The sequence below is a fragment of the Halorubrum aidingense JCM 13560 genome (genome assembly GCF_000336995.1).
Lineage (GTDB): Archaea > Halobacteriota > Halobacteria > Halobacteriales > Haloferacaceae > Halorubrum > Halorubrum aidingense.
Genome location: NZ_AOJI01000022.1, coordinates 78312 through 96785, shown reverse-complemented (window position 1 = coordinate 96785; position 18474 = coordinate 78312). Strand labels below are relative to the sequence as shown.

Genomic DNA, 18474 nt, shown 5'->3' with positions numbered 1-18474 from the left:
ATGGCTGCCGGATGGACCGTCGCGCTCGCCGCGGTCGAGAGCGCCGCCGCCGGGGCGCCGCCGATCGGAGGCGCGCCCGCGATCATCGGCGACGCTGCCGACTGGGAGTTCGTCTTCCGGAACGCGGACTACCTCGGCGTCGGCGTCCTGCTGACGGTCGGGCTCACGGTCGCGTCCATCCTCCTCGGTTTCGTCGTCGGGTTCCCGGCCGGCGCGGTCGAGGTGTACGGCGGCGGCTACCTCAAACGGGCCGTGAACGCCGCGGGCGTCGTCCTCAGGGGCACGCCGATCGTCGTGATCCTCATCGTGATGTACTTCGTCGTCGGCGTTCCGCAGATCAACCTCGGCGTCGTCTCGATCTCGTCGGCGGTCACCGCCGGGATACTCGGGCTCGGCCTGCGAAGCGCCGCGTACCAGTCACAGATCTTCCGGGCGTCGCTCGCCAGCGTGGACGCCGGCCAGCTGGAGGCCGGCCGCTCGATCGGGCTCTCGCGGCTCGAAGCGGTCCGGTACGTCGTCGTTCCGCAGGCGCTTCGACGGTCGATCCCGGGGTTCCAAAACGAGTTCACGATCGTCTTGAAAGACACGAGCATCGTCTTCGCGATCGGGCTCGCCGAGCTGTTGACCCGCGGGTACGACCTGTTCTCGGAGCGAACGACCGCAGTGCTCGAAGTCATCCTCTTTATCAGTGCAATATACTTCGTCCTCACCTTCACGACGAACCGCGCGCTCGACTACCTCGGCGACTACTACGCGATCCCGGAGGGTGAGTCGGCGTGAGTGACGACGGCTTCCTCCGGGTAGCGGACGTCTCGAAGTGGTACGGCGACGAGCAGGTGCTCCACGACGTCTCCTTCGAGATGGACCGCGGCGACGTGACCGTCCTCATCGGTCCGTCGGGCTCCGGCAAATCGACGATGCTCCGCTGCGTCAACCGACTCGCCGAGGCGCAGGAGGGATCGATCCTGCTCGACGGCGAGGAGGTGCTGTCCCCGGATCTCGACGTCAACGACCTCCGCAGAGAGGTCGGGATGGTGTTCCAGGGGTTCAACCTGTTCGCGCACCTGACCGCAGTCGGCAACGTCGCGCTCGGCCCGCGGCGCGTGCTCGGCCTCTCGGAGGCCGCGGCCCGCGAGCGCGCCGAAGCGCAGCTCGAACGCGTCGGGTTAGGCGATCAGTTCGATTCGTACCCCGCGGAGCTGTCCGGCGGGCAACAACAGCGGGTCGGCATCGCCCGCGCGCTGGCGATGGAGCCGAAGCTCCTGCTGTTCGACGAGCCGACGAGCGCGCTGGACCCGGAGCTCATCGGCGAGGTGCTGGAGGTGATGCACGGGCTCGTCGACGAGGGGATGACGATGCTCGTCGTCACCCACGAGATGAGCTTCGCGCGGGAGGTCGCCGACGAGATCGTGTTCTTAGACGACGGCCGCGTCGTCGAGCGCGGTCCGCCCGACCAGCTGTTCGAACGACCGGAACGGGAGCGGACCGGCCGGTTCCTCGAACGCATCGCGAGCCACGACTGATGGCGGGCGCGACGCGACCCGCGACGGTGCGGGAACGTGTGGCGGACTCCGACCGCTCGGTGGGCCGCCTCCTCCTCGTCGCCGCGGGCGCGCTGTTCTGGGGCTGGCTGGTCGTCAGCTGGGTCAACCGGTGGCTCGGCGGCGTCCTCGTCCCGGTCGGCGACCCGCTCGTTCCGCCCGGCGCGGTCGAGGCGACACTCGCCGCGATCCCGGGAATCGCGGCGTACGCGGCCGACGCCGCGTTCGTCGTCGAGCTCTCTCCGGAGATCGCCCGCGGAACGTGGCTGACGGTCGTCATCACCGCTGCGAGCCTCGTCGTCGGCTTCTTCATCGCGGTCCCGCTGGCGGTGACGCGGGTGTACGGCCGGTTCTCCGCGTGGGTGTCGCTGGCGTACACAGAACTGCTGCGCGGGACGCCCCTCCTCGCGCAGCTGTTCGTGCTCCACTACGGGCTCAACCTCGGGAGCTACGTCCCCGACACGCTCTCGGGCGTGTTCGCGCGAAACGTCGTGTGGGTGGCGATCGTCGGGTTCACGCTCAACGGCGCCGCCTATCAGGCGGAGTACATCCGCGGCGCCATCGAGAGCGTCGAAGAGGGACAGATCACCGCGGGCCGCGCGATCGGTCTCTCGAAGCTGGAGACGATCTACTACGTCGTGCTTCCGCAGGGACTCCGATACGCGATCCCCTCGTGGACCAACGAGTTCGTGTACCTGATCAAGTACTCCTCGTTGGCCGCGTTCATCACGGTTCCCGAACTCTACTACCGAGCCGATCAGATCGCCTCCGAGACGTTCCGTTACACGCTGATTTTCATCGTCACGGGCGTGACGTACCTCGCGTTGGTGCTCACGGCCTCGAAGCTGATGGAACGGGTCGAGTCCCGTGTCTCGATCCCCGGACTCGGCGTCGACCGCGAGCGATAGCTCGCGGGAGACTGCCGACGGCGCTACTTCGTGAACTCAGTGACGACCTCGACGCCGCGAACGTCGTACGTACCCATCGCTGCCAGCCGTTCGGAGACCTCCGAGAGCGAAATCTCTCGGCTCACGAGCGCGCCGGGATCGACGTCGGTCGCTTCGACGAGCGCGAACAGGTCGTCGTAGCTCGTCGGCGGCATCCCCCGAGCGCCGACGAACGACACCTCCCAGCGGGTCATCCAGTCGGTCGGCAGCGAGACCTCGCCGCGCTCGGCCTCGGTTGTCAGTCCGACCTGCACGTGGCACCCGCGCGGTCGAACCGATCGGACCGAGTTGCGGCACGTCTCGGCGATACCGAGCGCGTCGACGGAGACGTCGGCGCCCCCGTCGGTCAGTTCGCGAACGCGCGCTGACACCCCCTCGGCGCCGACGGCGGCGGCGTTCACCGTGCGGTCGGCGCCGAGATCGGCCGCCGCCGCGAGCGCGTCGTCGTCGACGTCGACCGCGACGACGCTCGCGCCGAGGGCGTCACCGATCTGAACCGCGGAGAGGCCGACGCCGCCGCAGCCGTGGACCGCGAGGGCGTCGCCGCCGGCGAGGCCGGCCCGCTCGGCCAGCGCGTGGTACGCGGTCATGTACCGGCAGCCGAGCGCGGCCGCGTCGGTCGCGTCGAGCCACGGCGGTCGTTCGACGAGGTTGTAGTCGGCGCCGGGCACCCGAACCCGTTCGGCGAACGCGCCCGGCGCCGCCGGTTCGAAGCCGAGCGCTCGCCCATCGCCGCAGACGTTGCCGGCGCCGCGACGGCAGTACGGGCAGGTGCCGTCGCCGAGCGAGAACGGGACGACCACCCGGTCGCCCAGTTCGAATCGGTCGACAGCGTCGCCGACGGCGACCACCTCTCCCGCCGGCTCGTGCCCGAGGATCTGCCCGCGGGGCACCCGATCGTCGGCCCACTCGCCGTGGCCCATCCACGCGTGCCAGTCGCTCCGGCAGACGCCGCACGCCTCGACGCGGACCACCGCCCCGTCGGGACCGGGCTCCGGCGCGGGCACCTCGCGGATCGTCAGCGGTTCGCCGTAGTTTCTGAGGATCGCCGCCTGCATACCGCGTACGGCGACCCTGAGGAAGTTAAACCGTTCCCCGGCTACAGGAGTGCGTCAGACATATGAACCGTTCGTGATACGACAGATTGTTTATTCGGTCCGATTCTCCCCAATTCTCGTGTGAGAGACGGCTTACGGGAGCGAAACCGTTGTATTCAGCCGTTTTAGTGGTAATAACAGCCTCGGATCGAAGTGATATTCAAGTAAGATTTATTATCCCCCAATGTAAGATTTTAGATGTGTCTCAGCCGATGGAGCGTCGACCGGGGGTGGCGTACCGACGTCCGGGCGGCGATCCGACCCGATTCGTCGTCGAAGCGGCCGACGAGCCTCAGCTGAACGTCGGGGCGTTCCCGCGGACCGGCTGGCTGGAGGCCGTCGCCGAGTCGGACCGGGAGCGGCTCCGGTCGGCGCTGGACGGCGACGCTATCGACGTCACGTACCGCCTCACCGTCGACGACGAGCCGACGTGGGTCCACGAGCGCGGATCACACACCGAGGGGGGTGACGTGGTCGGGTACCTGTTCCCGGCCGGCGAGCGGTTCGAGAGCCGCCGCCGGCTCGAACGGGAGCGCGAACGCCTCGCGGAGTTCGCGAGCGTCGTCTCGCACGACCTCCGGAATCCGCTTTCGGTCGCCGTCGGCAACCTCGAACTGGCGACGGAACTCGACGGCGACGCGGCCGACGAGCGACTGAACCGCGCGCGCGACGCGCTCGGGTGGATGGACGACCTCATCTCCGACCTGCTCGCGCTCGCCCGAGAGGGTCGAACCGTCGAGGAGACGACGACGACGGCCCTCGAAGACGTCGTCCGCCGAGCGTGGCGAACGGTGGGGGACGACGCGGACGCGGCGCTCGTCGTCGACGGCTCGCTGCCGACCGTCGACTGCGACGGGAGCCGACTCAGGCAGGCCTTCGAGAATCTCTTCCGAAACAGCATCGAGCACGGCTCCGCCGGCGGCCCGCCCGACTCCGACGATCGCTCGGGTCCCTCGGTCCGGATCGTCGTCGGCCCGCTTCAGGACGGGTTCTACGTCGCCGACGACGGGACCGGGATCCCCCCGGAGGAGCGTGACGCCGTCTTCGAACCGGGGCGTTCCACCGCCGACGACGGGACCGGCTTCGGACTCGCGATCGTCGAGCGAATCGCGGAAGCACACGGCTGGTCGGTCAGTGTCACGGAGGGTCGCGACGGGGGCGCGCGATTCGACTTCACCGGCGTGGACTGCGAGCGGTGCGGCGACACCGACGGCGCGACGATCGGCGATTAGAGAAAGTCGCTCAGTCCGGCCTGCCCGTCGTCCTCGCTTCCGTCGTCGCCGTTTTCAGCCTCGCTGTGTTCCTCGTCGTCGCTCGTGCCGTCAGGGCTTTCGGGCTCTGTCGGGTCCGACTTCGACCCGTTGTCTACCGCCTCGCGGGCTACGCCGGCGAACGCGCCGTCGGCGTTGTCCTCGATCAGCTGGTCGCGCCGCGCCTGCGCGTCGGCGACGATCGACTCCACCTTGTTCGTCGTCTCGCCGGAGCCGGTGACGAAGGACACGCCCGCCTCGTCGAGGTCGTAGGCGGCCGCCATCGCGACCGTCAGATCGCGCGGCTTGCAGTGGTGCGTCACCGTCTGGAGGAACGGCAACACCTCGCGTCGGGCCGTCGCGATGCTACACCCGCTCGCGGCGGCGATCCGTCCGACGACCTCGTCCGCGGTCGCGTCCGAGGAGGCCCAGAACTGCGGGCGCCCGTACCGGGTCCACCCGCCCTTGGTGCCGTCGCGGGCCGCGGCGACCCCGGCGGCCGCGTTGTCGGTCGCGTAGCGCCAGTACGAGTAATTCTGCGTGGCGCGCACGCGACCCAGCCAGACGTCGGCGTTCGCGAGAAAGTCGTACGCCCGGACCGCCTCCATCGGGTCGTACACGTCGAGGACGTTGTTCTCGACCCACTTCGTGAGGTCGTCGGGCGTCTCGTCGACCGCGTACGCCGACTGCAGCGCCTCCTCGGCGGACTCCTCTTTGAGGACCGCGTCGAGAAACGGGAACAGGCCGAGCGCCTTGTCGCGGTCGCCGGTGACCACGTCCTCGACCGCGATCGAGTCGCGGCCCTCGGTGGCGGCCTGCAGGTCATTGATCGCGCCGCGGAGGTCGCCGCGGTTGCGCTCGGCGATCCGCTGGAGGGCGTCGGGCTCGAACTCGATCCCCTCCTTCCGACAGACGTCTCGGAGCACTGGGACGATGGAGCGCGCGGAGACGTCGCGGAACTCGATCTCTTGGGTGGCGTTGCGGAGCCCGCGGGACATGTCGTAGAACTCGTTGGCGATGAGGACGATGGGCTGGCCCGACTCCTTGACCAGCTCCGTGATCGCCGAGGCGCCGCCGCGGTCGTAGTTGCCGTGGATGTTGTCGGCCTCGTCTAAGATGACGAGTTGGCGAGAGGCCGTGTCGCCGCCCGCGGCGCCGCCGCCGGCCGCGCTCCCGCCGAGGGTGGCGTTGCGAGCCGCCCGCCCCGCGAAGCGCTCGATGACGTCGGCGGTGCGCTGGTCGGAGGCGTTCAGTTCGACCGTCTCCCAGCCCATGTCGTTCGCGAGCGCGTGGGCCGCGCTCGTCTTCCCGACGCCCGGGCTCCCGTGGAGGACGACCGCCTCGCGGTGATCGTCCCACGAGCGCGCCCACGTCGCGAACGCGTCGCGGGCCTTGTCGTTGCCGCGGACCTCCGAGAGCGTGCTCGGGCGGTACTTCTCCGTCCAATCGGCCATTACCGGCGGTAGGGTTGTCCGGCGTTTAGTGGTTCCGGAGGTGTCCGGGCGACGTCGACCCCGGTAACGTCACCCTCACTAGGGCCCTTATCAGGCCGGCGCCCGTACCCGCGAGCAATGACGCAGACCAGCGACGACATCACCGTGTATTCGGACTACGTGTGTCCGTTTTGTTACCTGGGCCGACAGTCGTTGGACGCCTATCTAGAGACGCGAGAGGACGACCTCGACATCGACTGGCGGCCGTTCGACCTCCGGAGTCAGAAGCGCGGCCCCGACGGCGAGATCGACCACTCCGTCGACGACGGCAAAGACGAGGCGTACTTCGACCAGGTTCGACAGAACGTGGCGCGCCTGAAAACGGAGTACGACGCCGAGGAGATGCTCGACCTCGACGACCTCCCGGACGAGGTTGACTCCTTCGACGCGCAGGTCGCCTCGTGGTACGTGAGCGCGGAGCATCCCGCCCGGTGGCTCGACTTCGACGAGGCGATCTTCGAGGCCCTCTGGGTCGACGGCCGAGACATCGGCGACGTCGACGTGCTCGCGGAGATCGCCGACTCGGTGGGACTGGACGGCGAGGAAGTCCGGAGCGCGGTCGCGGACGAGGACCGTCGGGATCGGCTCCGCGAGCGCTTCGTCGACGCGCAGCGCGACGGCGTCACGGGCGTTCCGACGTTTGCATACGAGGGGCACGCCGCCCGCGGTGCGGTTCCGCCAGAACAGCTGGAACGGCTCGTCGAGGGCGTGTGACGTCGCCGACCCGGGACGACTCCGTCTCCGACGGCCCCCCGGTCGGTGCGGTCCTCGACCGGGTCCGCGCACGCGAGTTCCACCCGCTCGATGAGACGAGCTTTACGATCGATCGGACGGTAGCGGAGCACGGGATCGCGGACCTCGCCGACGAGGACTGGCGCGTGCGGCTGCTCGCCGTCCGCGACCTCGTCCGAGGCGGCGACGACGCGACGGCGGACATCGCGGCCGGGCTGCGGGACGACGACGTGCAGGTCCGATACGTCTGCGCGACGGCGTTGGGGGTTCTTCGGGCCCGCTCCGCGGTGGACGCGCTCGAACGGGTGGTCCGCGAGGACCCGGACCCGCTGGCGCGGTCGCAGGCGATCGTCGCCCTCGGGCGGATCGGCGCCGACGAGTCGCTGGCGCTCCTCCGCGACCGACTGGCGGCCGACGACTCGAAGGACGTTCGCCACCAGGCCGAACTCGCGGTCGATCGCATCGAGAAGGGCGCGGTCGCCGAACCCGAGCTCGCGGCGGCGTTCCGGGCGCTCGATCCCGAGGCGTTCGGACGGGTGACCGTCGGGGAGTCGGCGCCCGCGTTCGAGCTGCCGGACACCGACGGTCGGACGTGGGACCTCGAGGACGCCGTCGGTGGCGACGGCGACGGCTGGACCGTGTTGATCTGGGTCTTCGCCGACTGGTGTCCGGTCTGTCACCGCGAGTTCGACGAGCTGATCGAACTCCGCGAGGAGTTGGCCGACGCGAACGTCACCGTGGCGACCGTCGAGTGTCACGAGGCGTACCGCGGTCGGGTGATGGTCGGTCAAGAGCTGGAGCCGGAGTACTGGTTCGCCGACGAACCGTTCGCCGAGACGTACACGGACCGGATCTGGTGGCCGCACCTGATCGACCGCGCGGGGGCAGTCGGCGCCGCGTACGGGGTCGACCCGATGGCGTACGCCGTCCACGCCGAGTACATCAACCGACCCGCGACCGTCGTCATCGACCCCGAGGGCACCGTTCGGTTCGCGTACTACGGGACGTTCTGGGGCGATCGCCCCTCCGTCGAAGAGACGCTGGAGATGATACGGACCGAGACGTTCGCGTTCGAGCACCCGGAGCGGCGATCGTCGCCGGCCGAGTGAGCGATTGGGGCCGCGTCTGAGGCGGTTTATCGTGCACCCCAGAATGCGGTTTTCGGGTGGTAGAGGTGGCTAAGGCTGTCGTTTATAGCAATCCTCAAAATTTCTGATGGGACCGCTGAGAGTCGAACTCAGGTCCTACGGACCCCATCCGCAGAGGATACCACTACCCCACGGTCCCTGTCTGCATCCGAAAACATGTGAGTCCGGTAATTAAGGACTTCGCTTCGGTCGCCCGGTCCGTGACGGACCGCCGACCGCGTCGCAGTCGTCCGATCAGACGAGAACGCGTTCCAGGGAGACGACGACGCCCGAGTCGGCGTCGGGATCGCCGACGAGCCGTCCGAGACAGACCGCGGCGCCGTCGGGAGTGTGGCAGGCGACGAGCGGCGCGTCGTCCCCGTCTGCACCGTCACTCGCGTTGCGGTCGGCGTCGTCGCCGAAATCGGCGGTATCGACGTCGATGACGCCGGGCGCGTACACGGGCGCGCCGGTGGCGACGTTGCGGGCCGCGGAGGGGGCGACGGTTACCGAGGGAAGGTGAACCAGCGCGTCCTCGGCGGGGCGGACAACCTCGCGGAGGAGCGCGTCGTCGCCGTCCTCGGCCCACGCGAGCGCGTCGAAGAGGTCCTGGAGGGTGTGGAGATCGCTGTCGTCGAACGGGACGGTCGCGGTCCGGCGGAGGTGGCCCATGTGCGCGCCGACGCCCGTCGCGAGCCCGATATCGTGACACAGCTTTCGGATGTACGTGCCGGACTCACACCCGATTCGGAGGAGGGCCCGTCGTTCCTCGACCTCCAGTACGTCCAAATCGTGGATTGTTCGCGTCCGGAGCCGGCGAGTCACTGCGCTCTTGCGCGGCGGCTTCTGGTAGATTTCGGCCTCGAACTCGGCGGCGACCGAGCGGAAATCGGTCGGGGCGGGCCCGTGGAGTTCGAGCACCGAGACGTACTCTTTGCCCCCCTCCAAGAAGACCTGGGCAGCCCGCGTCGCGTCGCCGGTGAGCGTCGGGAGACAGCCGGTGACTTTCGGATCCAGCGTACCGGCGTGTGCGACCCCGTCTATCGCCTCGCCGTCGGGGTCCAGCGCCGCGAGCGTCTCGTTGATCGCGTTTCGAACCCACGCTGAGAGCTGGTGGGAGGACGGGCCGGCGGGCTTGTCGACGTTGACGACGCCGAATCGGAGCAGCTCGGGCACGGAGCGCTCGCCGGGCGGGGCACGAAGCGGATCGCGGTCGGTGTCGTCGGGGTGTCGGGTCATGCGGGGATACTGTTCGCGACGGTCAGAAGTCGTAGTTCACGCCCTCGATCGGGGCTTTCCCTTCGTCGTCGACGGGCTCGTACGCCTCGACCGTCGCGACGAGCACGTCGAGGAAGCGGCCGGGGCTCCAGCGGGCGGTGTTGTACGCGGCGTCGTAAATCGAGAGATCGTCGATGTCGATGTCGTAGTACTCCAGGTATCGCTTCCGCTCGGAGGCCTCGCGTCGCTCTGTCTCCGCCTTCGCGCGGTCGACGGGCTTCGATTCGCGCTCGGCGATCCGCTCGGCGCGGACCGAGACGGGGGCGTCGAACCAGAACCGGAAGTCGGCGTGGTCGCCCGCGAGCCAGCCGGCGAGCCGCGACTCGAGCACGAGGTCGTCGCTGGTCGTGGCGATCTCGTGGAGCCGACGGTCGAGGTTGCGGTCGAACTGGGGGTCGTTCTCGGCGAACTCGTTGAACTCGACGGGCGTCATGTCGCGTTCGGCGGCCATCTCGCGGAAGATGTCGCCGCCGGAGACGTGATCGAGCCCCAACCGATCGGCGAGTCCCGCGGCGTTCGTGCTCTTCCCGCTTCCCGGCGGGCCGGAGACGGTGATCAACATATCGCTACTGCGCGTGACTCGTTCAAAACGGTTGTCGTTCGGCGCCGACGCGGGGCGAGAGAGAAGGTGACGCAGGCCCGGTTACTGATCGCGGAGGCCCGGTCACTGATCGCGGGTCGCCGCGGTCATCGACCAGACCGCGACGAGTCCGAGGAGGAGCGCGGGGACGAGCGGGAGCGCGAGGTACGTCGCGAAGAACGTGAACCCGAACGCGCCGGCCGCGTACGGGTAGAGGTAGATGACTCCGGGGATGACGAGGACGCAAGTGAACAGCACGGCCGTCAGCGCCCACCCCCGCGTTCCGAAGCCGTCGGCGTCCGGCTCGTCGGGGCCCCCCGAAACGGGACCGCCGCTGCTCGGGTCACCCTCGGGCGCGTGGACGTAACCGCCGTCTGCGGAGCGGTCCGCGTCGCCGCCGGCCTCGGTCTCAGAACTCACTGTCGGGTTTTACCACCACCTTACCAAAGCCCTCACGGTTTTCGAGCATCTGGTGGGCGCGCGCGGCTTCGCTCATCGGCAGCGTCTCTCGGACGTGCGGCTCGAAGGTCCCGTCCCAGACGAGTTCGAGCACGTCGTCGACCTCGCCCGGCGTCGCCATCGTCGAGCCGATCACGGACAGCTGGTTCCAGAAGATCCGATTGAGCCCGGCGCCGGGGTTCGGTCCGGTGGTCGCGCCGCAGGTGACGAGCCGACCGCCCTTCGCCATCGACTTCAGCGAGTCGGGATAGGTCGCCTCGCCGACGTGGTCGACGACGACGTCGACGCCGCGCCGGCCGGTCAGCTCGGCGATCTCGTCGGCGAAGTCGTTCGTCTCGTAGTCGATCACGTGGTCCGCGCCGCATGCCTCGGCGTGCGAGAGCTTCTCTTCGGTGGAGGCCGTCGCGAACACCTCACAGCCCGCGTGGTCGGCGATCTGGACAGCCGCGTGACCGACGCCGCCGGAGGCGCCGAGCACGAGCACCTTCTCGCCGGCCTCGATGTCCGCGCGCGTCTGGAGCATCCGCCACGCGGTCTGGAAGACGAGCGAGGCGGACCCGGCGACCTCCCAGTCGACGTCCGAGGGAACCGGGACGAGGTTCTCCTCGGGGACGGCCGCGAGCTCGGCGTGAACGCCGCGGACGTGCTCGCCGATGATGTGGAACGACGGGCACAGCGACTCCTCGCCGTCGCGACAGAACTCGCAGGTGCCACAGGAGACGCCCGCGCTCACGGCGACGTGGTCGCCCGGTTCGAACCGCGTCACGCCCTCGCCGACCGCCTCGACGACGCCGGCGGCGTCACTGCCGGGAATGTGGGGCATCTCGAGGTCGACGCCGGGGAGCCCCCGTCGCGTCCAGATGTCGAGGTGGTTCAACGCGCCCGCCTTGACGTCGACGAGCACCTCGCCGCGGTCGGGCTCTGGGTCCGGGAATTCGCCGTACTCGATCACGTCGCGGTCGCCGTGAGCGTCGAACTGAACGGCCTTCATGCGCAGACCCATCCGCGGCATCCACTAAACAGTACGCCAAACGGCGCCCGCTGCTCGTACCGGGCAGACGATTCCGCAGCGGCCCCCGCCGACTCGTCGGTGACGCCCGCCGACCCGCTAGTGGCGCCCGCCGACCCGCTAGTGGCGCCCGCCGACCCGCTAGTGGCGCCCGCCGACCCGCTAGTGGCGCCCGCCGACCCGTTGGCTCTCTGCCCCTCCCAGACCGTGCTAGAGGCCCTCATCCCCTCGTGCGTTCCGTGATGTTTAAGTAGCGAAAGCGGGACCGTACGGATGCACGAACTGCAGGGGCACCGGGTCCCGAGTCCACGAGGGCGATGATACGACGCGAGTTGCGGTAGCCAAGCCTGGCCCAAGGCGCAGGGTTGCTAACTCTGTGGCGTCACTGCCTCCGGGGTTCGAATCCCCGCCGCAACGCTCGAACGGACCGAGTACCGCCGGATTCGCGCCGGTAGGGCTCACCACAACCAACACATGAGCACGGAAGAATCACAGGACGACTCGCCGGAGGAGGAAGAAGACCTCCAGTACTTCGTCCGTATCGGGGGCGCTGACCTCGACGGGACGAAGACGGTCGAGCGAAGCCTGTCCGAACTCGACGGCATCGGCACGCGCACGGCGCGGCTGGTCGCCGAGAAGGCAAACGTGGACAAAAACGCCACGTTCGGCCTCCTCGACGAGGGTGACATCGACGCGGTGGTCGACATCGCCGAGAACCTCGAAGACCACGTCCCGTCGTGGATGACGAACCGACAGAACGACTTCTACTCCGGAGAGACGACGCACCTCGTCGGCACCGACGTCAACGAGAAGCGCCGCCACGACATCAACCGGATGAAGGTCATCGAATCGTACAAAGGCGTTCGCCACAAGCGCGGCCAGAAGGTACGCGGCCAGCGCACGAAGTCCACGGGTCGGTCCGAGGGCACCATCGGCGTCAACGTCGAGGAGATCCGCGAGGAGATGGCGGAAGACGAAGCAGCGGGTGACGAGGAATGAGCACCGGCAAGAACACGAAGGGCTACGAGACGCCGAACCACCCGTACCAGGGCGAGCGGATCGCCGAGGAGTCCGATCTCCTCTCTCGGTACGGTCTCAAGAACAAAGAGGAGTTCTGGCGCGCTCAGTCCGAGCTGCGCAGCATGCGTCGCGAGGCGCGGCGCCTGCTCGGCGAGGCCCAGGGTGACGTCGACGTCGCACAGGAAGCCGGCGCGGAGTTCGTTACGCGACTCCGTCGCATCGGCATTCTCGGCGACAACGACGACATCTCGGCGGTCCTCTCGCTGGACGTGACCGACCTGCTCGAGCGCCGTCTTCAGACGGTCGCCTACCGGCAGGGGTTCGCGTCCTCGACTCAGCAGGCCCGCCAGTTCATCGTTCACGGCCACATCACCGTCAACGGAGCGCGCGTCACGCGCCCCTCGGTGAAAGTCGACGTGGACGACGAAGGCGCCATCGCCTTCGACGAGACGAGCCCGCTCGCGGACGATCTCCACCCCGAGCGCGCGGAGTCACAGGAGTAACCAACCATGAGTGAATCCGAGGACGGAAAGTGGGGCATCGCCCACGTGTACGCATCGTTCAACAACACGCTCATCACGGTCACCGACGAGACGGGCGCCGAGACGATCGCCAAGTCGTCCGGTGGCACCGTGGTGAAGCAGAACCGCGACGAGGCGTCGCCGTACGCCGCCATGCAGATGGCGGAAGTCGTCGCCGAGCGCGTCAAGGACGCCGGCCTGGAGGGCGTGCACGTTCGCGTGCGCGGCCCCGGCGGCAACCTGAACAAGTCCACCGGTCCCGGTGCGCAGGCGACGATCCGCGCGCTTTCGCGCGCCGGCGTCGAAATCGGCCGGATCGAGGACGTCACGCCCATCCCGCACGACGGGACGAAGGCGCCCAAGAACAAGCGAGTCTGACATGACGGAAGCAGATTTCGACGTTGAGTACGTCGAACGGGACGAACGGAGCGCGCGGGTACTGATCCGTGGGCTCACGCCGGCGTTCGCGAACGGCATCCGCCGCGCGATGATCGCCGACGTCCCGACGTTCTCGATCGACACGGTCAATTTCGTCGAGAACTCCTCCGTCATGTTCGACGAGATGATCGGCCTCCGTCTGGGGCTCATCCCCCTGACGACGCCGCTGGACGACTTCGAAATCGGCGACGAGGTCACACTCGCGCTCGACGTCGAAGGTCCGGCAACGGCGTACTCCGGCGACATCGAGAGCGCAGACCCGCTCGTCGAAGTCGCCGACGACAACGTCCCGATCATCGAGCTGAAGGAGGGACAGCGGCTGGAGTTCGAGGCCACCGCGGTGCTCGACTCCGGAAAGGAGCACGCCAAACACCAGGGCGGCGTCTCCGTCGGCTACCGCCACCTTCAGCGCGTCACCGTCGAGGGCGACCTCGGCGAGTTCGACGAGGACGAGCCGCGAATCCTCCGCGGGGTCATCGAGACGCCCGAAGGAGAGATCGTGCTCACCGACGAGTTCGACAACGACCTCTCGGAGAAGTTCCCCGGGAAGGAAGTCAGCGTCGAGGACGTCCCCGGAGCCTTCGTCTTCCACATCGAGACGGACGGCTCGTTCAGCGTCGAAGAACTGCTGCTCCGCGCGATCGACTCCATCGAGGAGCGCGCGGACGAACTACAGACGAAAGTCGCAGTATAACGTAATGACGGACCTTCAGACCACTCGTCCGGCGCTCGCCCCTGTTCGCAGCCGCGGCGCCGCAGTCCGACCCGACGTCGCGTCGGGTCGTCTCGCCGACAGCGGGACCGAAAGTGGTTTGAAGGGGACCGGATTACTCAGGAGTGCACGCAGGGATAGCCAAGTCAGGCCAACGGCGCAGCGTTCAGGGCGCTGTCCTGTAGAGGTCCGCAGGTTCAAATCCTGCTCCCTGCACTCCGTTTTTCAGAAACTCTCCACACAGGAGGGACAGCTATGAGTAGCAAGACGAATCCGAAACTACAGAACCTCATCGCCGATCTGAAGTCGGTCTCGCGTGACTCCGGTGCCAACGTGTGGCAGGATGTCGCCGACCGACTCGAGAAGCCACGGCGCACGCACGCTGAGGTCAACCTGGGTCGCATCGAACGGTACGCTCAGGAAGACGAGACGGTCGTCGTCCCCGGCAAGGTGCTGGGCAGCGGTGTGCTCGAAAAGAACGTCACCGTCGCCGCCGTCGACTTCTCGGGCACCGCCCGCACGAAGATCGACCAGGCCGGCGAAGCGGTGTCGCTTGAACAGTTCGTCGAACAGAACCCCGAAGGCAGCAACGTCCGGGTGATCCGATGAGTCTCGCAAAAATCGACGCGGACGTCGTCGTCGACGCCCGTGACTGCATCCTCGGTCGCGTCTCCTCGGAGGTCGCCCAGCGCGTCCTCGGTGGGGAGACGGTCGCCGTCGTCAACGCCGAGCGCGCGGTTATCACCGGCAACGAAGAAGCGACGATGGAGACGTACCACACCCGTGCGGAGCTCGGCTCCGACAGCGGCCCGTACTACCCCAAACGGCCCGACCGCATCTTCAAGCGTGCCATCCGCGGCATGCTGCCGTACAAGACGGAGGACGGTCGCGAGGCGTTCGCGAACGTACGCGTGTACGTCGGGAACCCCTACGAGCGCGACGAGGACACCGAGAGTGTCGTCCTCGACGGCACTTCGCTCGACCGCCTCTCGAACATCAAATTCACGACGCTCGGAGACATCTCCGAGTCTCTGGGAGCCAACGTCACATGGTAACTAACACCTCAGGCAAGAAGAAGACGGCCGTCGCCCGCGCCACCGTGCGCGACGGCGCCGGTCGCGTTCGCATCAACTCCCAGCCAGTCGAGCTGGTGGAACCGGAGCAGGCACGGCTCAAGATGCTGGAGCCGTTCCGCATCGCGGGCGAGGAGCTCCGCGACGGCGTCGACATCGACATCAACGTCGAGGGCGGCGGCTTCAGCGGCCAGGCCGACGCGGCCCGGACCGCCATCGCGCGCGGTCTCGTCCAGCACCTCGGCGACGCCGAGCTGCGCGACGCGTACATGAACTTCGACCGCACGCTGCTGGTCAACGACGTTCGCCAGTCCGAACCCAAGAAGTGGGGCGGACCGGGTGCGCGTGCTCGTTACCAGAAGTCCTACCGCTGAGGTGATCCAGTCATGATGATCCCCGTCCGGTGTTTCACGTGCGGTAACGTCGTTGGTGAACACTGGGAAGCGTTCAAAGAGCGCGCCCGCGAGGGCGACGAGGACCCGGGCGAAGTGCTCGACGACCTCGGCGTCGACCGGCACTGCTGTCGCCGGATGCTGATCAGTCACCGCGACCTCGTGGACGTCGTCTCACCGTACCAGTAACAATGTCAAGACAGCGATACAATCGATACGAGAAAGCACGGATCCTCGGCGCGCGAGCGCTGCAGGTGTCCTACGGGGCACCCGTGCTGATCGAGACGAACCAGACGGAGCCCATCCTCGTCGCCGCCGAGGAGTACGACGCGGGTGCGCTCCCCTTTACCGTCCGGAGGGAATCCAACTAATGACACGAATCACCAGCATCTCGCTGCGACGCGTGCTCGACTCCCGCGGAAACGCCACCGTCGAGGCCGACGTGCTCACCGAGTCCGGCGGCTTCGGCCGCGGCGCCGCGCCCAGCGGGGCGTCGACCGGCGAGTACGAGGCGATCGAACTACCGGCCGGCGAGTCCATCGCAAAGGCCAGAGAACACGCGGTTCCTCGTCTCGAAGGGTTGTACGCGGGCGATCAGCGCTCCGTCGACAACGCCCTTCGGGCGGCCGACGGGACGGACGACTTCTCCGCGATCGGCGCCAACAGCGCCGTCGCCATCTCGATGGCCGCCGCGAAGGCCGCGGCCGACGTGCTCGGTGCCCCGCTGTACCAGCATCTCGGTGGCGCGTTCCGCGGCGAGAACTTCCCGATCCCGCTCGGCAACGTCGTCGGCGGCGGGGAACACGCCAAGGAGGCGACCCACATCCAGGAGTTCCTCGCGGCACCCGTCGGCGCACCGAGCGTCTCGGAGGCCGTCTTCGCGAACGCCGCGGTCCACGCGGCAGTCGCGGACGTGCTCGACGAGCGCGGCGTGCCCGCGGCGAAGGGCGACGAGGGCGCGTGGGCGCCCCCGATCTCCGACGCAGAGGCGTTCGAGGTCGTCGAGGAGGCGGTCGACCGCGTCGCGGACGAGGTCGGCTTCGAGATCCGATTCGGGCTCGACATGGCCGCCGCGGAGCTGTACGACGACGACGAGGACGCGTACGTGTACGGCGACGAGACGAAATCGACCGACGAACAGGTCGAGTACGTCGCCGGACTCGTCGACGAGTACGATCTCGCGTACGTCGAAGACCCGCTCGATGAGAACGACTACGAGGCGTTCGCGGAGCTGACCGACCGGGTCGGCGACCGGACGCTGATCTGCGGTGACGACCTGTTCGTCACCAACGTCGAGCGGCTCCAAGAGGGGATCGACGTCGGCGCGGCCAACAGCATCCTGATCAAGCCGAACCAGATCGGGACGCTGTCGGACGCGTTCGACGCGGTCGAACTCGCCGCTCGGAACGGGTACGAGACGGTCATCTCACACCGGTCGGGCGAGACCGAAGACACGACCATCGCACACCTCGCCGTGGCGACCGACGCCGGGTACATCAAGACCGGGACGGTCGGCGGCGAGCGAACTGCCAAGCTGAACGAACTAGTCCGCATCGCGGACGACGCAGTATGACGGAAGATAACGACGCGGTCGAACTCGACGACGACGCGGAGACCGAGGCGGTCGACGCGGCGGTCGAGGAGGAGGCCGACACGACCGAGGAACCGACCGCCGACGCGGACGCCAACGCGGCGCCCGCCGACGCCGAGACCGCCGCCGGCGAGGAGACGGACGGCGACGAGGAGGCCGACGAGGAGGCCTCCCCGTTCGACGACGACGTCATGCCGGACGACGACGTCGACCTGCTCATCCCCGTCGAGGACTACCTCTCTGCGGGTGTCCACATCGGGACCCAGCAGAAGACGGCGGACATGGAGCGGTTCATCCACCGCGTCCGCGACGACGGCCTGTACGTGCTCGACGTGAGCACGACGGACCAGCGTATCCGCACCGCCGCGGACTTCCTCTCGAACTACAACCCCGAGCAGATCCTCGTCACGTCCTCGCGGCAGTACGGCCGGTTCCCGGCCGAGAAGTTCGCGGACGCCATCGGCGCCCGCGCCCGCACGGGACGGTTCATCCCCGGCACGCTGACGAACCCCGATTACGCCGGCTACATCGAGCCGGACGTCGTCGTGGTGACCGACCCGATCGGTGACGCACAGGCCGTCAAGGAGGCCATCACCGTCGGCATCCCGGTCATCGCGATGTGCGACTCCAACAACCAGCTGTCGAACGTCGACCTGGTCATCCCGACGAACAACAAGGGTCGTCGCGCCCTGTCGGTCGTCTACTGGCTGCTCGCCAACGAGACGCTCGACCGCCGCGGCACCGACACCGTGTTCGCCCTCGACGACTTCGAGGACGAGCTGTAACACGGCCGTTCGACGTCGAGTTCGACTTTTCTACGGACTACAACAGATCGATGGTGAGCGGGTAGCTCCACACTTCGCCGTTAGACGCCTTCACCGCGGCGATGACGACGAAGACGAGATCGAGCAGCCCGAGCAGCGGGAGGATCAGCAGCCCGATGCCGACGAGGATCAGGACCCCGGCGATCACCGAGTAGATCGTGAGCCAGATCTGCCAGTTGATCGCCGTTCGGGCGTTGGCTTTCACGAACTCGTCGTCGCTGACGAGGAGGACGACGAGCGGCCCGATAAGCCACGTGAACAGCGCGAGGATATGCGTGATCGCGGCCATCGAGGTGTTTCCGCCGGACGGTCCACTCTCGGTGGCCGGGGCGTTTTCGGTGCGCTCAGCGCCTTCGGAAGCGGAGGACATGACTCTGAGATCCGACTGTG

Annotated in this window: 24 protein-coding genes and 3 tRNA genes; 19 read left to right on the top strand and 8 right to left on the bottom strand. The window is 68.0% G+C overall.

Going from position 1 to position 18474, the window contains the following annotated elements; translation table 11 throughout:
- Genes C461_RS07290 through C461_RS07280 form a run of 3 tightly spaced genes read left to right on the top strand, consistent with a single transcriptional unit; the run spans window position 1 to window position 2449 of the window.
- Window positions 1-780: an amino acid ABC transporter permease gene (locus tag C461_RS07290; RefSeq protein ID WP_007999971.1), complete on the top strand. Its 780-nt coding sequence runs from the start codon at window positions 1-3 to the stop codon at window positions 778-780.
- Window positions 777-1523 (top strand): amino acid ABC transporter ATP-binding protein, encoded by a 747-nt coding sequence (locus C461_RS07285; protein WP_007999969.1) that lies wholly within the window; start codon window positions 777-779, stop codon window positions 1521-1523. Before C461_RS07290 ends, C461_RS07285 begins: the two co-directional genes overlap by 4 nt.
- On the top strand, window positions 1523-2449 hold the full coding sequence (locus tag C461_RS07280; protein ID WP_007999967.1) for an amino acid ABC transporter permease: 927 nt from the start codon (window positions 1523-1525) through the stop codon (window positions 2447-2449). Before C461_RS07285 ends, C461_RS07280 begins: the two co-directional genes overlap by 1 nt.
- A gap of 23 nt (window positions 2450-2472) precedes the next feature.
- Here C461_RS07280 and C461_RS07275 read toward each other — a convergent pair whose 3' ends face one another.
- Window positions 2473-3546 carry an alcohol dehydrogenase catalytic domain-containing protein gene (locus C461_RS07275; RefSeq protein WP_007999966.1) on the bottom strand — a complete coding sequence of 358 codons (1074 nt, stop codon included), beginning with the start codon at window positions 3544-3546 and terminating at the stop codon, window positions 2473-2475.
- Between the two features lie 251 nt (window positions 3547-3797).
- On the opposite strand from C461_RS07275, the gene C461_RS07270 reads away from it, so the two are divergent.
- Complete coding sequence (locus tag C461_RS07270) at window positions 3798-4817, top strand: sensor histidine kinase (protein ID WP_049906458.1); 1020 nt, start codon at window positions 3798-3800, stop codon at window positions 4815-4817.
- Here C461_RS07270 and C461_RS07265 read toward each other — a convergent pair.
- Window positions 4814-6289: a replication factor C large subunit gene (locus C461_RS07265; RefSeq protein ID WP_007999962.1), complete on the bottom strand. Its 1476-nt coding sequence runs from the start codon at window positions 6287-6289 to the stop codon at window positions 4814-4816. The two genes, C461_RS07270 and C461_RS07265, sit on opposite strands and share 4 nt — an antisense overlap.
- 117 nt (window positions 6290-6406) lie before the next feature.
- On the opposite strand from C461_RS07265, the gene C461_RS07260 reads away from it, so the two are divergent.
- Together C461_RS07260 and C461_RS07255 are read left to right on the top strand one after the other, a co-directional pair.
- Complete coding sequence (locus C461_RS07260) at window positions 6407-7042, top strand: DsbA family oxidoreductase (RefSeq protein WP_007999960.1); 636 nt, start codon at window positions 6407-6409, stop codon at window positions 7040-7042.
- Window positions 7039-8169, top strand: a complete 1131-nt coding sequence (locus tag C461_RS07255; protein ID WP_007999959.1) for a redoxin domain-containing protein — start codon at window positions 7039-7041, stop codon at window positions 8167-8169. The genes C461_RS07260 and C461_RS07255 overlap by 4 nt, the downstream gene beginning before the upstream one ends.
- A gap of 107 nt (window positions 8170-8276) precedes the next feature.
- Here C461_RS07255 and C461_RS07250 read toward each other — a convergent pair.
- The 5 genes from C461_RS07250 to C461_RS07230 form a co-directional block, all read right to left on the bottom strand.
- A tRNA-Pro gene (locus C461_RS07250) sits at window positions 8277-8347 on the bottom strand.
- Between the two features lie 95 nt (window positions 8348-8442).
- Window positions 8443-9426 carry an RNA-guided pseudouridylation complex pseudouridine synthase subunit Cbf5 gene (locus C461_RS07245; RefSeq protein ID WP_007999958.1) on the bottom strand — a complete coding sequence of 328 codons (984 nt, stop codon included), beginning with the start codon at window positions 9424-9426 and terminating at the stop codon, window positions 8443-8445.
- Between the two features lie 22 nt (window positions 9427-9448).
- The gene (cmk, locus tag C461_RS07240) at window positions 9449-10027 is read right to left on the bottom strand and encodes a (d)CMP kinase (RefSeq protein ID WP_007999957.1); all 579 of its coding nucleotides are present in this window, start codon (window positions 10025-10027) and stop codon (window positions 9449-9451) included.
- Between the two features lie 102 nt (window positions 10028-10129).
- Window positions 10130-10465: a hypothetical protein gene (locus C461_RS07235; RefSeq protein WP_007999956.1), complete on the bottom strand. Its 336-nt coding sequence runs from the start codon at window positions 10463-10465 to the stop codon at window positions 10130-10132.
- Window positions 10455-11495 (bottom strand): zinc-binding dehydrogenase, encoded by a 1041-nt coding sequence (locus C461_RS07230; protein ID WP_007999955.1) that lies wholly within the window; start codon window positions 11493-11495, stop codon window positions 10455-10457. The genes C461_RS07235 and C461_RS07230 overlap by 11 nt, the downstream gene beginning before the upstream one ends.
- 349 nt (window positions 11496-11844) lie before the next feature.
- Between C461_RS07230 and C461_RS07225 the strand changes: the two genes are divergently transcribed.
- The 13 genes from C461_RS07225 to rpsB all read left to right on the top strand — a co-directional run bounded on the left by C461_RS07225 (window position 11845) and on the right by rpsB (window position 18045).
- Window positions 11845-11930 (top strand) — tRNA-Ser (locus C461_RS07225).
- Window positions 11931-11987: 57 nt separating this feature from the next.
- Window positions 11988-12512 carry a 30S ribosomal protein S13 gene (locus C461_RS07220; RefSeq protein ID WP_007999954.1) on the top strand — a complete coding sequence of 175 codons (525 nt, stop codon included), beginning with the start codon at window positions 11988-11990 and terminating at the stop codon, window positions 12510-12512.
- Window positions 12509-13036 (top strand): 30S ribosomal protein S4, encoded by a 528-nt coding sequence (locus C461_RS07215; protein WP_007999953.1) that lies wholly within the window; start codon window positions 12509-12511, stop codon window positions 13034-13036. Before C461_RS07220 ends, C461_RS07215 begins: the two co-directional genes overlap by 4 nt.
- Before the next feature lie 6 nt (window positions 13037-13042).
- Window positions 13043-13432, top strand: a complete 390-nt coding sequence (locus tag C461_RS07210; protein WP_004046448.1) for a 30S ribosomal protein S11 — start codon at window positions 13043-13045, stop codon at window positions 13430-13432.
- A gap of 1 nt (window position 13433) precedes the next feature.
- Window positions 13434-14186: a DNA-directed RNA polymerase subunit D gene (locus C461_RS07205; RefSeq protein ID WP_007999946.1), complete on the top strand. Its 753-nt coding sequence runs from the start codon at window positions 13434-13436 to the stop codon at window positions 14184-14186.
- A gap of 149 nt (window positions 14187-14335) precedes the next feature.
- Window positions 14336-14420, top strand: a tRNA-Leu gene (locus tag C461_RS07200).
- A 39-nt stretch (window positions 14421-14459) separates the two neighbouring features.
- Window positions 14460-14813: a 50S ribosomal protein L18e gene (locus tag C461_RS07195; RefSeq protein WP_007999944.1), complete on the top strand. Its 354-nt coding sequence runs from the start codon at window positions 14460-14462 to the stop codon at window positions 14811-14813.
- Window positions 14810-15259 carry a 50S ribosomal protein L13 gene (locus C461_RS07190; RefSeq protein ID WP_007999942.1) on the top strand — a complete coding sequence of 150 codons (450 nt, stop codon included), beginning with the start codon at window positions 14810-14812 and terminating at the stop codon, window positions 15257-15259. The genes C461_RS07195 and C461_RS07190 overlap by 4 nt, the downstream gene beginning before the upstream one ends.
- Window positions 15253-15651, top strand: coding sequence for a 30S ribosomal protein S9 (locus tag C461_RS07185; protein ID WP_007999940.1), 399 nt, complete (start codon window positions 15253-15255; stop codon window positions 15649-15651). Before C461_RS07190 ends, C461_RS07185 begins: the two co-directional genes overlap by 7 nt.
- Before the next feature lie 12 nt (window positions 15652-15663).
- Window positions 15664-15858 (top strand): DNA-directed RNA polymerase subunit N, encoded by a 195-nt coding sequence (locus tag C461_RS07180; RefSeq protein ID WP_007999938.1) that lies wholly within the window; start codon window positions 15664-15666, stop codon window positions 15856-15858.
- A 2-nt stretch (window positions 15859-15860) separates the two neighbouring features.
- Window positions 15861-16040, top strand: a complete 180-nt coding sequence (locus C461_RS07175; RefSeq protein WP_007999936.1) for a DNA-directed RNA polymerase subunit K — start codon at window positions 15861-15863, stop codon at window positions 16038-16040.
- Entirely contained in the window at window positions 16040-17242 is a 1203-nt protein-coding gene (gene eno, locus C461_RS07170) for a phosphopyruvate hydratase (protein WP_007999935.1), read from the top strand. The genes C461_RS07175 and eno overlap by 1 nt, the downstream gene beginning before the upstream one ends.
- Window positions 17239-18045: a 30S ribosomal protein S2 gene (gene rpsB, locus C461_RS07165; RefSeq protein WP_007999932.1), complete on the top strand. Its 807-nt coding sequence runs from the start codon at window positions 17239-17241 to the stop codon at window positions 18043-18045. Before eno ends, rpsB begins: the two co-directional genes overlap by 4 nt.
- A 37-nt stretch (window positions 18046-18082) precedes the next feature.
- Here rpsB and C461_RS07160 read toward each other — a convergent pair whose 3' ends face one another.
- The gene (locus C461_RS07160; protein WP_007999930.1) at window positions 18083-18454 is read right to left on the bottom strand and encodes a DUF4870 domain-containing protein; all 372 of its coding nucleotides are present in this window, start codon (window positions 18452-18454) and stop codon (window positions 18083-18085) included.
- Window positions 18455-18474: the final 20 nt, after the last annotated feature.